At 62.2% G+C, this 14,518-nt stretch carries 13 protein-coding genes and 1 pseudogene; 12 read left to right on the top strand and 2 right to left on the bottom strand.

The features are described 5' to 3' along the window. The first annotated feature begins 121 nt into the window (after positions 1 to 121). The 5 genes from BMZ10_RS04240 (at position 122) to BMZ10_RS04220 (ending at position 5,851) form a co-directional block, all read left to right on the top strand. Complete coding sequence (locus BMZ10_RS04240) at positions 122 to 1,678, top strand: ABC transporter substrate-binding protein (protein ID WP_093458779.1); 1,557 nt, start codon at positions 122 to 124, stop codon at positions 1,676 to 1,678. Between the two features lie 235 nt (positions 1,679 to 1,913). Further along, positions 1,914 to 2,930, top strand: a complete 1,017-nt coding sequence (locus BMZ10_RS04235) for an ABC transporter permease (RefSeq protein ID WP_093458778.1) — start codon at positions 1,914 to 1,916, stop codon at positions 2,928 to 2,930. Between the two features lies 1 nt (position 2,931). After that, positions 2,932 to 3,831, top strand: a complete 900-nt coding sequence (gene ddpC, locus BMZ10_RS04230) for a D,D-dipeptide ABC transporter permease (RefSeq protein ID WP_093458777.1) — start codon at positions 2,932 to 2,934, stop codon at positions 3,829 to 3,831. Further along, entirely contained in the window at positions 3,828 to 4,868 is a 1,041-nt protein-coding gene (locus BMZ10_RS04225) for an ABC transporter ATP-binding protein (RefSeq protein ID WP_371265920.1), read from the top strand. The genes ddpC and BMZ10_RS04225 overlap by 4 nt, the downstream gene beginning before the upstream one ends. Continuing rightward, positions 4,865 to 5,851, top strand: coding sequence for an oligopeptide/dipeptide ABC transporter ATP-binding protein (locus BMZ10_RS04220; RefSeq protein ID WP_093458775.1), 987 nt, complete (start codon positions 4,865 to 4,867; stop codon positions 5,849 to 5,851). The genes BMZ10_RS04225 and BMZ10_RS04220 overlap by 4 nt, the downstream gene beginning before the upstream one ends. A 222-nt stretch (positions 5,852 to 6,073) precedes the next feature. Here the strand turns inward: BMZ10_RS04220 and BMZ10_RS04215 are convergent, their stop codons facing one another. After that, positions 6,074 to 6,952, bottom strand: coding sequence for a LysR family transcriptional regulator (locus tag BMZ10_RS04215; protein ID WP_093458774.1), 879 nt, complete (start codon positions 6,950 to 6,952; stop codon positions 6,074 to 6,076). Positions 6,953 to 7,060: 108 nt separating this feature from the next. Between BMZ10_RS04215 and BMZ10_RS04210 the strand changes: the two genes are divergently transcribed. The 3 genes and pseudogenes from BMZ10_RS04210 to BMZ10_RS28165 all read left to right on the top strand — a co-directional run bounded on the left by BMZ10_RS04210 (position 7,061) and on the right by BMZ10_RS28165 (position 9,683). Beyond that, entirely contained in the window at positions 7,061 to 7,501 is a 441-nt protein-coding gene (locus BMZ10_RS04210) for a VOC family protein (protein ID WP_256214342.1), read from the top strand. 289 nt (positions 7,502 to 7,790) lie between these two features. Beyond that, positions 7,791 to 8,825 (top strand): annotated as a pseudogene (locus tag BMZ10_RS28170) (cache domain-containing protein); the annotation flags it as partial. A gap of 93 nt (positions 8,826 to 8,918) precedes the next feature. Then, positions 8,919 to 9,683 (top strand): methyl-accepting chemotaxis protein, encoded by a 765-nt coding sequence (locus BMZ10_RS28165; RefSeq protein ID WP_371265942.1) that lies wholly within the window; start codon positions 8,919 to 8,921, stop codon positions 9,681 to 9,683. 30 nt (positions 9,684 to 9,713) lie between these two features. Here BMZ10_RS28165 and BMZ10_RS04200 read toward each other — a convergent pair whose 3' ends face one another. After that, complete coding sequence (locus BMZ10_RS04200) at positions 9,714 to 10,709, bottom strand: alpha/beta hydrolase (protein WP_093458772.1); 996 nt, start codon at positions 10,707 to 10,709, stop codon at positions 9,714 to 9,716. Positions 10,710 to 10,961: 252 nt separating this feature from the next. Between BMZ10_RS04200 and phnC the strand changes: the two genes are divergently transcribed. From phnC to phnF, 4 genes are all read left to right on the top strand, one after another. Then, entirely contained in the window at positions 10,962 to 11,795 is an 834-nt protein-coding gene (gene phnC / locus BMZ10_RS04195; RefSeq protein WP_093458771.1) for a phosphonate ABC transporter ATP-binding protein, read from the top strand. Between the two features lie 80 nt (positions 11,796 to 11,875). Next, on the top strand, positions 11,876 to 12,880 hold the full coding sequence (phnD, locus tag BMZ10_RS04190) for a phosphonate ABC transporter substrate-binding protein (protein ID WP_093458770.1): 1,005 nt from the start codon (positions 11,876 to 11,878) through the stop codon (positions 12,878 to 12,880). A gap of 77 nt (positions 12,881 to 12,957) precedes the next feature. After that, the gene (gene phnE, locus BMZ10_RS04185; protein WP_093458769.1) at positions 12,958 to 13,749 is read left to right on the top strand and encodes a phosphonate ABC transporter, permease protein PhnE; all 792 of its coding nucleotides are present in this window, start codon (positions 12,958 to 12,960) and stop codon (positions 13,747 to 13,749) included. Positions 13,750 to 13,788: 39 nt separating this feature from the next. Further along, positions 13,789 to 14,508: a phosphonate metabolism transcriptional regulator PhnF gene (phnF, locus tag BMZ10_RS04180; protein WP_093458768.1), complete on the top strand. Its 720-nt coding sequence runs from the start codon at positions 13,789 to 13,791 to the stop codon at positions 14,506 to 14,508. The last annotated feature ends 10 nt before the right edge of the window (positions 14,509 to 14,518 follow it).

Genomic DNA, 14,518 nt, shown 5'->3' with positions numbered 1-14,518 from the left:
AACTCGAACGAGCAGGGCGCGCCATTTCGGAGGCCGCAAGGCATCTGAGCTTTGACTGCCCGGTATAGCTTCAATAACAAACCTGACGAACTTCCACACATCGAACGATCAAGGAACCGGCATGAAATCAATCGTTACTCCGCATTCGCTGGCGATGGCCATCCTCTGTACCGCCATGGGCCTTGGTGCCTGGCAATCGGCCAGTGCCGCTGTGCCTCAGGACACGCTGATGATCGGCAAGCCGTCCGATCCGCAAACCCTGGACCCGGCCGTGACCATCGACAACAACGACTGGACCGTGACCTACCCGGCCTATCAGCGGCTGGTGACCTACAAGGTCGAGGACGGCAAGGGCAGCACCGAGGTACAAGGCGAGCTCGCCAGTGGCTGGACGACCTCGGCCGACAACCTGACCTGGGAATTCAAGCTCAAGCCGGGCAACAAGTTCGATGACGGCGCAGAGGTCAACGCCGAAGCCGTGAAGTTTTCGTTCGACCGGGTGATGAAGCTCAAGCAGGGGCCGTCCGGCGCATTCCCCGATGACATGACGGTGTCGGTGGTCGATCCGCTGACCGTGAAATTCACCCTCAAGGCGCCTTACGCGCCGTTTCTCTCGACCCTGGCGCACAACGGCGCGGCCATCATCAACCCGGACGTCGCGAAGAAAACCGAAGGCGCCGATGCGTATCTGTCGACCCACACCGCAGGCTCCGGCGCATTCAAACTGGTGAACTGGCAGAAAGGCCAGACCCTGACAATGGAGCAGAACAGCTATTACGCCGGGGCCCGGCCGACCCTGAAAAAGGTCGTGGTGAAGATCATCGGCGAGGCTTCCGTGCGCCGCCTGCAGCTGGAACACGGTGATCTGGACATCATCGAGGACATGCCCGAAGACCAGCTCGAAGCGCTGGCCAAGAAGTCCGGCATCGTCGTCGGCGACTACCCGTCGTTGCGCGTCACCTTGCTGTACCTGAACACCCAGAAGCCGCCGATGAATAACCCCGATGCACGACGCGCCATTGTCGAGTCGCTCGATTACGACGGCATTATCAACGGCATTCTCAAAGGTAAGGCCAAGACGCTGAACGGTCCTATCCCGCAGGGCATGTGGGCCTACGACGACAAGCAGCCGGCGTTCAGGCAGGAACTGGCCAAGGCCAAGGACGATCTGGCCAAGGTCTCGCCGAAGATCAGCAACCTGACCTTCATGTACTCGGACAAGGACCCGAACTGGGAGCCGATCGGCCTGACCCTGCAAGCCGGCCTGCAATCGCTGGGCGTCAACCTGAAGATGGAAAAGCTGGCCAACGCCAGCATGCGCGAGCGCCTGGGCACCGGTGACTTCGACGTTGCCATCGGCTCGTGGAGCCCGGACTTCGCCGACCCCTACATGTTCATGAACTTCTTCTTCGATTCGAAGCTGAAAGGGCTGGCGGGTAACCGTTCGTTCTACGACAACCCGGCGGTGGACAAGCTGATCCGCGAGTCGGCCACCACCAACGACATGGCCAGGCGCACCGAGCTGTATCAGCAGGCGCAGAAGATCGTGCTCAATGACAGCGTCTACGCCTACCTGTACCAGAAGGCGTACACCTTGCCGATGAGCGAAAAGGTCAAGGGCTACGTGTTCAACCCGATGCTTGAGCAGGTGTTCAACATCGGCACGATCACCAAGTAAGTCGTTGTCGCCCGCGATCCCCGAGGGGGCGTCGGGCAGAAGTGATCGTCTTGCCACAGCGCCAGTCCCTGCGCAAGTGAATGCGTGAGTGAGCGGCGGCACATCCGTTGAAGATGTGCCTGCTGATTCATCGCCTCATCCATGCATTCGCTCCTACAGTGGCCGGGGCGCTTGGCAAGACCGTGTCCGCGAACTGTTTCGTGTAGTCGATTTTCATGCGTGACCGAGGTGCCTGATGGCCTTCCTGACTCTTTTGCGTAAACGCCTGGGCGGCCTGCTGCTGGTGGTCTTCGGCGTTTCCCTGATTACATTTTCGATTTCCCACCTGATTCCGGGCGATCCTGCGCGCCTGATTGCCGGGGACCGTGCCACCGACGCCATTGTCGAGAACATTCGTCACCAGCTGGGGCTGGACCTGCCGCTGTATCAGCAATACGGGCGTTACATGCTGGATCTGCTGCATGGCGATCTGGGCACGTCGATTCGCACCCATCGTCCCGTGCTGGAAGATTTGCAGGCGTTCTTTCCTGCCACCCTCGAACTGGCGCTGGCCGCGCTGACGTTGTCGATTCTGGTGGGTGTGCCGCTGGGCGTGCTGTCGGCGGTTTACCACAACCGCTTCATCGATCAGGTTGCCCGCACGCTGGCGGTGACCGGGATTTCCACCCCCGCGTTCTGGCTCGGACTGGGGCTGATCGTGCTGTTTTACGGTCACTTGAACTGGCTGCCTGGGAGTGGCCGGATCGATGAAGGGCTTGACCCGCCGCCCACGGTCACCGGGTTCTACCTGATCGACACCTTGCTGGCCGGCGACACGGGCCTGTTTTTCAACGCGGTCCAGCATCTGATTTTGCCGGCGATCACGCTCGGTTTCGTCAACCTGGGCGTCGTGGCCCGGCAGATTCGCTCGGCGATGCTCGATCAGCTGGGCGAAGACTATATCCGCACCGCGCGGGCGTACGGCCTGTCGAAATGGGCGGTGATCCTGCGCCATGCGCTGCCCAACGCGCTGATTCCGTCGGTGACGGTGCTGGGCCTGACGTTGGGCGATCTGCTCTACGGCGCGGTGCTCACCGAGACGGTGTTCGCCTGGCCCGGCATGGGGGCGTACGTGGTCAAGTCGATCCAGTCGCTGGATTTCCCGGCGGTGATGGGCTTCGCGATTCTGGTCTCTTTCATCTATGTGCTGCTGAACATGGCGATCGATCTGCTGTACCGCCTGATCGACCCGCGCATCGGCGAGGTCAACTGAAATGTCCGCTCCACTTTCCGCGCCCGTCGTGGCGCCGCTGCCCAAAGCTTCGCGCTGGCAGGACAAACTGGCCTATCTGGCGCATCAGGTCCGCCGCAGCCCGCTGACCATGGCGGGGCTGGTGATCACGCTGCTGGTGCTGCTGTGCATGATCTTCGCGCCGTGGCTGGCGTCCCACGACCCCAACGCCCTGAACCTCACTCAGCGACTGGCGGCGCCTTCGTCGGCGCACTGGTTCGGCACCGACGAAGTGGGCCGTGATCTGTTCAGCCGTGTGCTGTACGGCAGCCGGCAGTCAGTGGGCGTCGGGCTGTTCGTCGCGTTTGCCTCGTGTCTGGCCGGCGGTCTGCTGGGTTGCATGTCCGGCATCATTGGCGGGCGTTTCGACAGCCTGATCATGCGCTTGATGGACATCATGCTGTCGGTGCCGTCGCTGGTGCTGATCATGGCCCTGGCCGCCGCATTGGGCCCGAGTCTGTTCAACGCGATGCTGGCGATCACGCTGGTGCGCATTCCGTTCTACGTACGACTGGCGCGTGGCCAGGCGCTGAGCATCCGTCAGATGGGCTACGTGAAGGCCGCCGAAACCTTCGGCGCCGGACGCTGGCACATGGTGTTGTGGCACGTGGCGCGCAACGCCATGCCGCCGTTGCTGGTGCAACTGAGCCTGGACATCGGCAGCGCGATTCTCATGGCCTCGGCCCTGGGTTTCATCGGCCTGGGCGCGCAGCAACCCACTGCGGAGTGGGGCGCCATGGTGGCGACCGGGCGCAATTACATCCTTGATCAATGGTGGTATTCGACGTTTCCGGGGCTGGCGATTCTGATCACCGCCACCGGTTTCAATCTCTTGGGCGACGGCGTGCGTGACCTGCTCGACCCACGCCAGCAGGGGAAATGACCATGCAGACGCACACTCCAATTCACCCGCGTGGCGGCGCGCCGGTGCTGGCCATCGATAACCTGAGCATCGAGTTCCCGGCCTACAAAAGTACGGTCAAGGCGCTCAACGGCGTCTCCCTGCACGTCAATCCGGGGGAAATCGTCGGTGTGATCGGCGAGTCCGGATCGGGCAAGTCGGTGACTGCCATGCTCAGCCTGCGACTGCTGCCCGAGCGCGCTTATCAGGTCAAAAGTGGCAGCCTCAACATCCTTGGGCGCGACATGCTCACTGCCCGGGAAAAGGACGTGCTCAGCGTGCGCGGCCGCGATGCGGCGATGATCTTTCAGGAGCCGATGACCGCATTGAATCCAACCCGGCGCATCGGTCGGCAAATGCTCGATGTGATCATTCATCATCAGCAGTTGAGCAAGGCCGATGCGCGAGCCAAAGCGGTTGCCCTGCTGCGCGACATGCACATCGCCGACCCCGAGCAGGTGATGAACAGCTACCCGTTCGAGCTGTCGGGCGGGATGCGTCAGCGGGTGATGATCGCACTGGCGTTTTCCTGCGATCCGCAGTTGCTGATCGCGGACGAACCGACCACGGCGCTGGACGTGACGGTGCAGCGCCAGGTGCTGTTGCTGCTGCGGGAAAAGGCCCGTGAACGCGGCACGGCGATCCTGCTGATCACCCACGACATGGCGCTGGTCTCGCAGTTCTGCGATCGGGTCTACGTCATGTACACCGGCGCCGTGGTGGAGCAGGGCATCACCGCGCAAGTCATGGCTGATCCGCGGCATCCCTACACCCAGGGGCTGCTCAGCGGACTGCCGGAACAGGTTGAGCCCGGTCAGGCGCTGATGACAATTCCGGGTCAGGTGCCAAACCTCTCGGCGTTGCCTGAAGGCTGTACGTTTCGCGATCGATGCGCGTTCGCCATGGCGCAATGCGTGCAGCGCCCGCCGATGCAAACCCTCGACGCCGAAGCCGACCGCAAGAGCGCGTGCTGGCTCAGTGCGCCGTCCCACCCGTCTGTACAGGAGTCGCTGTCATGACCGGCACCGCCCCCGCATCCTCCCCCGCAGAGCGTCCGGCCATCCTCGGTCTGCAAGACGTGCGCGTGCACTATCCGATGGGCAAGGACTGGCTCGGCCGACCCAAGGCCCTGGCCCATGCCCTGAACGGCATCGACCTGCAGGTCCGCGCCGGTGAAACCCTTGGCGTGGTCGGCGAGTCCGGCTGCGGCAAGAGCACGCTGGCGCAGTTGCTGATGGGGCTGATCAAGCCGACGTCCGGGCGATTGGACTGGATCTATAACGATGCCAAAGAGCGCAGCAGCAACGTCCAGATCGTCTTTCAGGACCCGCAATCCTCGCTCGACCCGCGCCTGCCCGTGTGGAAGGTGATCACCGAACCGCTGTTCGTCCAGCGTTCCGCGCCACGCCGCGACATGCGCGAGATCGCTGCCAACGTGGCGTCACAGGTGGGCATTCGCACGGAGTACATGGACCGTTTCCCACACCAGTTTTCCGGTGGGCAACGCCAGCGCATCGCCATCGCCCGCGCGCTTTCGTCGAACCCGGACATCATTGTGCTCGACGAGCCGACCTCGGCGCTGGACATCTCGGTGCAGGCGCAGATCCTCAACCTGCTGGCCGAACTGCAGCGCACCCGCGACCTGACCTACATCCTCATTTCCCACAACGTTTCTGTGGTGCGGCACATGGCCGACCGGGTCGCGGTGATGTACCTGGGGCAGATCGTCGAGTTGGGCAGCGCTGCCCACGTGCTCGAGCGCCCGCGCCATCCGTACACGCAACTGCTGCTGGAGGCTGTGCCACGGCTGGGCGTTGCCGTGGATGAGACCCAGGTCTCGGCGCCGACGGAGCTTCCTGGCAACCGCAATCTGCCAACAGGCTGTTTTTTCAGGGACCGCTGCCCGAAGGCAACCACCGGCTGCGACAGGCCGCAAACCCTGCTGCCGGCCAAAGGCGCCGCGGCAGGGGAATGGGTGCGGTGTCATTTGCAGTCGCAATGAGTGCAGCTGAACAGAAGCGGATGCGAGCAAGCGCGCTCCTGCAAGGGTTCGCGGCGCTGTCAGGGGAGTCCAAAACCTGTGGGAGTGAGCCAACTGTCTTTAACAGCGCCTCGATCAACGGCATGACGCCCGACGCTTCCCGGCTAAAGCCGGTCCTACAAACATTTGCAGCGCCCACCGGGATATGCGGTGTCGACTGATTCGTTGATCACCCGAACGTTCTCACGAAGGCTGTAGCGTGCAGGAGGTCGCCAGGCACTCCCTGAACAATCGCTGCAACGGCAACTGCCGGTTGGCATGGCGCATGACCATCGCCAGTTCCCGGTAGAAGGTCAGGGCGCCGAGTTCAATGATGCGGATCTGTGCCGCGCGCTCCAGCCACAGCCCGGCTCTGGGTACCAGCGACACGCCAAGGCCGGCTTCGACCATGCGAACGATGGCGTCGACCTCATCCAGCTCAAGACCTGGACGGGTGTCGATTTTCTGCGCACGCAGAAAGCGCGTGACCTGCCGCCCGCCGAACGAGTGCCGGTCGTAGCGCACGAAACGATTATCGCGCAGCAGTTGCAGCGGGTCATCGCCCTCGGCGGTGGCCGGGGCGATCAACACGAAGGGCTCGCGCTCGATGATCTCCAGATGCAGTTCCTTGGGCAGCGCAAAGGGCGGTCGGATCAGCAGTGCCAGGTCGATCTCGCCCGCGTCGACGCTGTTGAGCAGAGTTTGCGAGACACCCGGAATGACCTTCGCCTCGACCGTCGGCGCCTGACGGTTGAACTGCACCAGGGCCGCAGGCAGCAGTCCGGTCTGCACCGTGGCGATGGCGCCGATGCGCAATTCCCCGAAATAACCACTGTCGATGGACGGTGCAGTCATGCGCTCGTACAGCGCGACGATTTCCTGGGCCATAGGAAGCGCGCGCAAGCCCGCGGCGTTCAAGGTCGCGCTGCGGCCGCTGCGGTCGAACAACGGGGTGCCGAGCGACTTCTCCAGCGTGCGAATCTGCGCGCTGACCGCAGACTGGGTCAGGCCGATCTGGTTGCCGGCAGCGACGAACGTGCCGAGGCGCTCGACAGCAATGAAGGTTTTAAGCTCGCGAATCATGGCAACTCACTGATCGAAATAATTGTGGCTCGGCGCGAAAATTATGATCTTTCCATCAATGATTCAATGGGTAAAGATGGCCGCAGCCCATTAAGAGGAGCATCACCCGTGACCGCCAGCAGCCCGAAGCTATCTCCGTTTCACCTCGCCATCCCCGTTCATGACCTGGCGGCAGCCCGGCACTTTTACGCCAACGTGTTCAACCTGCCGGAAGGCCGCTCCAGCGATCACTGGGTGGATTTCGATTTCTTCGGCCATCAACTGGTCATCCACGAACACCCTCAGACCGACTCCCAGGCCCATGCCGGGACCAATGCGGTGGATGGTCATGATGTGCCCGTTCCGCATTTCGGAGTCGTACTCGGCTGGGAGGAATGGGAGGCGCTGGCCGATCGGCTGAGGGGGCAGGGCGTCAAGTTCGTCATCGAACCCTACGTCCGATTCAAAGGCCAGGTCGGCGAGCAGGCCACGATGTTCCTGTTCGATCCCTGCGGTAACGCGCTGGAGTTCAAAGCGTTCAAAGACATGGGGCAGTTGTTCGCCAAGTAATGTTTTTATGCCAACTACGCAGCGCGATGGTTAATCATTGCGCTGCACATAATTGGATCCCGTTAAATAGGCTTCGCCGGATGTTTAAACATAACGTCATTTCCCCCCGCCTATAAAAATCGTTCTTCGAGTGTCCACGACGATCGGTACTAAACTCTGTCGCCGGTCAGCCGAAGTATATTTCGGGCCGCGTCTTCCCTTTCTTTGAACAACCCCGTACAAAGCGCAGCGCGCGCCCGATCGGCTACGCATTCTCGTCGCTGTTATTCTTGGTTATGGACACAATCGTATGATCAAACGTCTGGGTTTCAGCAGAAAGATCCTGCTGGCCGCTGCATTGATAGTTGTCGTTGCTTTCTCGTGCTTCATTCTGGTGAACGACTTTCGCCAGCGCGAAACATTGAAGAACAACGTAGATACCGAACTGCAACAGTTAGGAAGTCTGACAACTCAGAATATTCAAACCTGGCTCGATAGCCGCACGCAGTTGTTGTATTCCATGGCCCAGCAGATTGCGGCTGATGGCCCTGCGGTCAGCGGCCTGCCACGTATCGTCGGGCTGCCGGTTTACCCGGACAACTTCCAGCTCAGCTACTTCGGCGGCAAGGACGGCGTGATGTTCTCCGTGCCGGCGGGTAACCGTGCGGCGGACTACGATCCACGGGCCCGCGGCTGGTACAAGGCCGCCGATGCGGCGCAGGGCACGATCGTCACCGAGCCGTACATTGCGGCCTCTTCCGGCAAACTGGTGGTGACCCTGGCGACGCCGGTCCGCCAGCAGGGCCAGATGATCGGCGTTGCCGGGGCAGACATCTCCCTGGACGCCATCAGCAAGACCATCAACTCGCTGAACTTCGGCGGCCATGGTTACGCCTACATCGTCAGCGCCGACGGCAAGATTCTGATTCACCCTGACAGCAAGCTGGTCCTGAAGAACGTCAGTGAAGCCTATCCAAGTGGCGCGCCGAAAATCGCGCCTGGCGTCTACGAAATCGAATCGGCCGGCAAGGCGCAGTTCATTTCCTTCACCAAGGTCGAAGGCCTGTCTTCGGCGAACTGGTACGTGGCGCTGGTGCTGGACCGCGACGCCGCCTATTCGATGCTCAGCGAATTCCGTTCTTCGGCGATCCTGGCGATGGTGATTGCCGTCGCGATCATCATGTTGCTGCTGGGCCTGCTGATTCGCGTTCTGATGCAGCCGCTGCACCAGATGGGCCGGGCGATGCAGGACATCGCCGATGGCGAAGGCGATCTGACCAAGCGACTGTCGATCGTCTCGCAGGACGAGTTCGGCGCGCTGGCATTGTCCTTCAACCGCTTCGTCGAGCGTATCCACGGCTCGATCCGCGAGGTCGCTTCTACCGCAGGCCAATTGGGTGAAGTCGCTGCGCGGGTCGTGGGTGCGTCCAACTCGTCCATGGGCAACTCCGATCAGCAGTCCAGCCGCACCAGCAGCGTGGCTGCAGCGATCAACCAGCTTGGCGCCGCGGCCCAGGAGATCGCGCAGAACGCCGCGCTCGCCTCGCAGCACTCCAGCGAAGCCACGCAACTGGCGACCGAAGGCCAGGGCGTGGTCACGCAGACCATCAAGGCGATGAATCAGTTGTCGGAAAAGATCAGCGAGTCCTGCGCGAACATCGAGACCCTGAACAACAAGACCGCCAACATCGGCCAGATTCTGGAAGTGATCACCGGCATCTCTCAGCAGACCAACTTGCTGGCCCTCAACGCGGCCATCGAGGCGGCGCGTGCCGGGGAAGCCGGGCGCGGTTTTGCCGTGGTCGCCGACGAAGTGCGCAACCTGGCGCATCGCACCCAGGATTCCGCGCAACAAGTGCAGGGGATGATCGAGGAGCTGCAGGTGGGCGCCCGTGACGCGGTGGCGAACATGACCGAGAGTCAGCGTCAAAGCGAAAGCAGCGTGACCATCGCCAATCGGGCCGGCGAACGCCTGAATAGCGTCACCCGCCGCATCGGCGAAATCGATGGCATGAACCAGTCGGTTGCAACCGCCACCGAAGAACAGACCGCGGTGGTCGAGTCGATCAACGTCGACATCACGGAAATCAACACCCTCAATCAGGAAGGCGTGGATAACCTGAAGTCGACGCTGGACGCTTGCAGGCACCTCGAACACCAGACTGCGCGGTTGCAGCATCTGGTGGGCACGTTCCGGATCTGACTTTCGTCAACGCAGCCTAAAGAGCGGGACTCACGGCTGGCCGGGCAATCCGGCCGCCATCCGCAACCCCAGATGCAGTGCCGTGGTGAACATCTGGCCATGGTTGCGTCCGTTGAACGCCCGGTAACTGGCCTCGGTGCCGCGCAGCGTAGCAAGGTGCTCTGCCAGCAGGCGATTGGCGTCGGCGGGCACGGCCTGCATCTGCTGCCTTCTCTGCGGCGAGCCGCCATCGAATTGCGCGATCGGCGGCTTGCCTTCTCTTTCGCCCTTGACGATCACCACGTGTTTCGCTGTTTCTGGCGCCAACGCCCGCAGCGCCATGCCCTTATCGAAGGTGGTCGGCTGATACCACAGCGAGGCGCTGGCGGCGATCCAGGTCTGGAACGCGTCGGGCCTTGCCAGCAGCGCATCGAGCACGAACAGCCCGCCGAAAGAATGCCCCCACAGCGTTTGCCGTTTCCGGTCCACCGACCAGTTTGCCTGCACCTTCGGCTTGATGCCGGTTTCGATCGTCGTCAGGAACGCCGACGCCGTGTCGCCCGTGTAGTCGCGGGTGCGTTGTTCGCCGTCGTAGGTGCCGTCGATGTCGTAGCCGATCATCACCAGCAGCGGCGCAGCGCCCGCATCCAGTTCGCCTAACCAGCTGTCCTGCAATTCGGCCAGCGCATTGTTGCCATCCAGCAGGTACATCACCGGATAGCCAGCGGCTGGCGCCGCGTTGCGCGGGATGCCGATGTCGAGGCGGTAATGGCGCTGACCGTCCGGGGAGTCGACGTTCAGGCGTTCGAAGCGGTAATGGGCAGAGCCGGTTGCAGCCAAGGTGCGGTTCTCCTGATTGTCGGCGCCTGCTATCAGGGGCAGGGCGCCGAGCAGTATGACGGTGAGAATTTGTGTGCAGTTCATCCCGGTGCGCCTGTGCGAAGGACGTGGCGGTGGACACTCCATGCGCGTGTTTGCCCGCGAGAACACGCTGTCTGTCGTAAATTTAACAATCGATACGCTGCCATCGTGGGCAAGCGCGCTCATCCAGTCGTAAGACTTGTCTAGCCCGCATCCTGCCAAGGCCGCTGTTCTGCTCGAACATGTCGACAAAATACGCGAATCATCCCGCACCAAATAGTCAACGAACTGTTATCCCGCGGTCATCTTCGGTTCATCGAACTGCCACAGGCTGCCCCTAATGTCACTCGCACCGAACGCAGCCATGGACTGGCAGGCGCACGTTTCGCCTGTGGCAGGACGCCGGATCCACACGACAAGATGAGACAAGAGAAGCCCATGAACGCAGCTATCCATGTCGACCGCTTGAACAAGACATTCGCTCACAAGACCGCTTTGGTTGACCTGGCATTGTCTATACAACCCGGAGAAATGGTAGCGCTGATCGGCGCGTCCGGCTCTGGCAAGTCCACGCTGTTGCGCCACCTGGCAGGCCTTGCCTGCTGCGACCGGGCCAACGGTGGCACCGTCACGGTGCTGGGGCGTGAAGTGCAGGTTTCGGGACGACTCAACAGCAAGGTCCGCCGTCTGCGGGCCGACATCGGCTACATTTTTCAGCAATTCAATCTGGTCAATCGCCTGAGTGTGCTCGACAACGTGCTGCTGGGCTGTCTGGGCCGCATGCCGCGCTGGCGTGGCAGTCTGGGCCTGTTCAACGCCGAAGAGAAAGACCGTGCGATGGCCAATCTGGCCCGCGTCGGCCTGGCGGATCTGGCTAAGCAGCGCGCCTCGACGTTGTCGGGCGGCCAGCAGCAACGGGTCGCCATCGCCCGGGCGCTGACCCAGCAGGCCGAGGTCATTCTCGCCGACGAGCCGATCGCCTCGCTGGACCCCGAGTCCGCGCGCAAGGTCATGGAAATTCTCGCCGACATCAACCGCCAGGACGGCAAGACCGTCGTGGTAACTCTGCATCAGGTCGATTACGCCGTGCGCTATTGCCCTCGGGCCGTGGCGCTGAAAAACGGCCGCATTCATTTCGACGGCAATGGCGCTGACCTGAGCGGCCAGTTCCTCAACGATCTTTACGGCGCCGACGCCGACGCCAGCCTCATGTTCGCCGACCAGGCCCGTCACGCCGAGCGCCCCGCGCGACTGACGCTGGCACAGGCCTGAGCGCGCCGCTGGATGGCGTTGCCCGTCAGCGCTGCACGACCACAACAGCAACACCTCAACCCACGTTTCAGGAGCTCTCCATGTTGAACCGTATCGGTCGCGTGCTCGCGTCTGCCGCCCTTATTGCCGGTTGCCTGACAGGCGCCGCGCACGCAGACGAAAGCACAATCAACTTCGGCATCATGTCCACCGAGTCTTCGCAAAACCTGAAAAGCGTCTGGCAGCCGTTTCTCGACGACATGTCGAAAAAGACCGGGCTAAAAGTCTACGCCACCTTCGCGTCCGACTACGCGGGCCTGATCCAGGGCATGCGTTTCAACAAGGTCGACGTGGCTTGGCTGGGCAACAAGGCAGCGATGGAAGCGGTCGACCGCTCGGGCGGCGAAATCTTCGCCCAGACTGCCGCCGCCAATGGTGCGCCGGGCTACTGGAGCGTGATCATCGCGCGCAAGGACAGCCCGATCAATTCGGTCGAGGACATGCTCAAGCACGCCAAAGAGCTGACCTTCGGCAACGGTGATCCAAACTCCACGTCCGGCTATCTGGTTCCTGGCTATTACGTGTTCGCCAAGAACAACGTCGACGCCGCCACCGCCTTCAAGCGCACGCTCAATTCCAGCCACGAAGTCAACGCCCTGAGCGTGGCCAAGGGTCAGCTGGATGTCGCCACCTTCAACACCGAAAGCTGGGACCGTCTGCAAGTCACTCAGCCGGACAAGGCAGCCCTGCTCAAAGTTATCTGGAAGTCGCCGATCATCCCGGCCGACCCGATGGTCTGGCGCAAAGGCATGTCCGACGCGACCAAGAACAAGATCCGCGATTTCTTCGCGCACTACGGCGACACCGACGAAGAAAAGAGCGTGTTGAAGAACATGCAGATGGGCAAGTTCCTCAAGTCTTCGGATGACCAGCTGCTGACCATCCGCCAGCTTGAACTGTTCAAGCAGAAGACCGAAACCACCGCCAGCACCAGCTTGAGCGCCGATGAAAAAGCCGCGCGCCTGAAAGAGATCGACGCCGGCCTGACCAGGCTGCAGGACCGCATTTCCGAACTGGAAAAACAGAGCACCGCCAAGGCGGGCTGACGTGACCGGCGCGGCGCCGCTGCAGGTGGGCGCCGCGCCCGATATCGCTGTTCGAGTGTTAGCCAACGGGACTGTTTATGACCACTCACGCTGCATACCTTGAAACCGCCGGGGGCAAGCGCAACTGGCTGCAATACCTGAGCTGGGGCCTGTTTCTGGCCGTGATGGGCTGGGCCTGGCACGGCGCCGAAATGAACCCGCTGGCGCTGTATCGCGACGCCGGCAACATGGCGACCTTCGCCGCGGATTTCTTTCCACCTGATTTCCACGAATGGCGCGCCTACCTCAAGGAAATGATCGTCACCGTGCACATCGCGCTGTGGGGCACGCTGCTGGCGATCGTCTGCTCGGTGCCGCTGGGCGTGCTGTGCGCGGACAACATCACGCCGTGGTGGATTCACCAACCGCTGCGCCGGGTGATGGACGCCTTCCGTTCGATCAATGAAATGGTCTTCGCGATGCTCTTCGTCGTCGCAGTGGGGCTGGGTCCGTTCGCCGGTGTGCTGGCGCTGTGGATCAGCACCACTGGCGTGCTTGCCAAACTGTTCGCCGAAGCCGTCGAGGCCATCGACCCAGGTCCCGTCGAAGGGGTGCGGGCGACCGGCGCCAGTGCGCTGCAGGAAGTGATCTTCGGTGTCATTCCGCAGGTCATGCCGCTGTGGATTTCCTATGCGCTCTACCGCTTCGAATCGAACGTGCGCTCGGCGACGGTGGTGGGCATGGTCGGCGCCGGCGGCATCGGCGTGATCCTCTGGGAAAACATCCGCGCGTTCCAGTTCACCCAGACCTGCGCGGTGCTGCTGGTGATCATCGTGGTGGTCAGCGTCATCGACATCTTCTCCCAGCGCCTGCGCAAGCAATTCATTTAACGATCACGACAGGAGAGGGTGCGAACCCTTTTTTTAGCCATGCATTTGTCTAGACAAGCTGACCCCGAGTGCCGTGAACCGATGTACCGCGAACTGGCAGAAACCCTGCGCAGCGAACTCGGCAGCTACCTCGCGGGTGAATACCTGCCGGCCGAAACCCGGCTCGCGGCACGCTTCGAGGTCAATCGCCACACCATCCGCCGGGCCATCGATGAACTGGTGCGCGAGGGCTGCCTGCTGCGTCGCCAGGGCAAAGGCACGCAAGTGCTGGGTCGCCCGCTGGTGTATCCGGTGGCGGCGCAGAGCGCCTACAGCCAGTCGCTTTCTGCCTTGGGCCATGGCGTCGAAGCGGTTCTGTTGCAGCGCCGCCGGTGTCTGGCCACGCGTGAAGAAGCCGAGCATCTGGGCCTGGAAGAGCACGCGCCGCTGATCGAACTGCAGACCCTGCGCCGCCTTGACGGCCAGCCGGTGAGTTTGATTCGCCACCGTTATTGCGCCACGCGCGCCGGCCTGCTGGCGGACTACCAGAGTGGCTCGGTGCGCGAGTTTCTGGCCGCGCGCAACCTTGCGCTGACCCGCACGTTCAGCCTGATCGGGGCACGTCTGCCCAGCCGGGAAGAGGCCAGCGTGCTGTTGATGCCGCGCCATCTGCCCGCGCTGACCGTGCTCACCCTTTCCCGCGATGCCAGCGGACAGCCCGTGGAGATCGCTCATTCCACCAGCCGCTCCGACCGCTTTCAGTATCAGATCGTCACCTGATGGAGATGCC

Source organism: Pseudomonas sp. NFR16, assembly GCF_900108875.1.
In the GTDB taxonomy this organism is placed as follows: Bacteria; Pseudomonadota; Gammaproteobacteria; order Pseudomonadales; family Pseudomonadaceae; genus Aquipseudomonas.
This window is presented reverse-complemented; position numbering and strand designations above follow the sequence as displayed.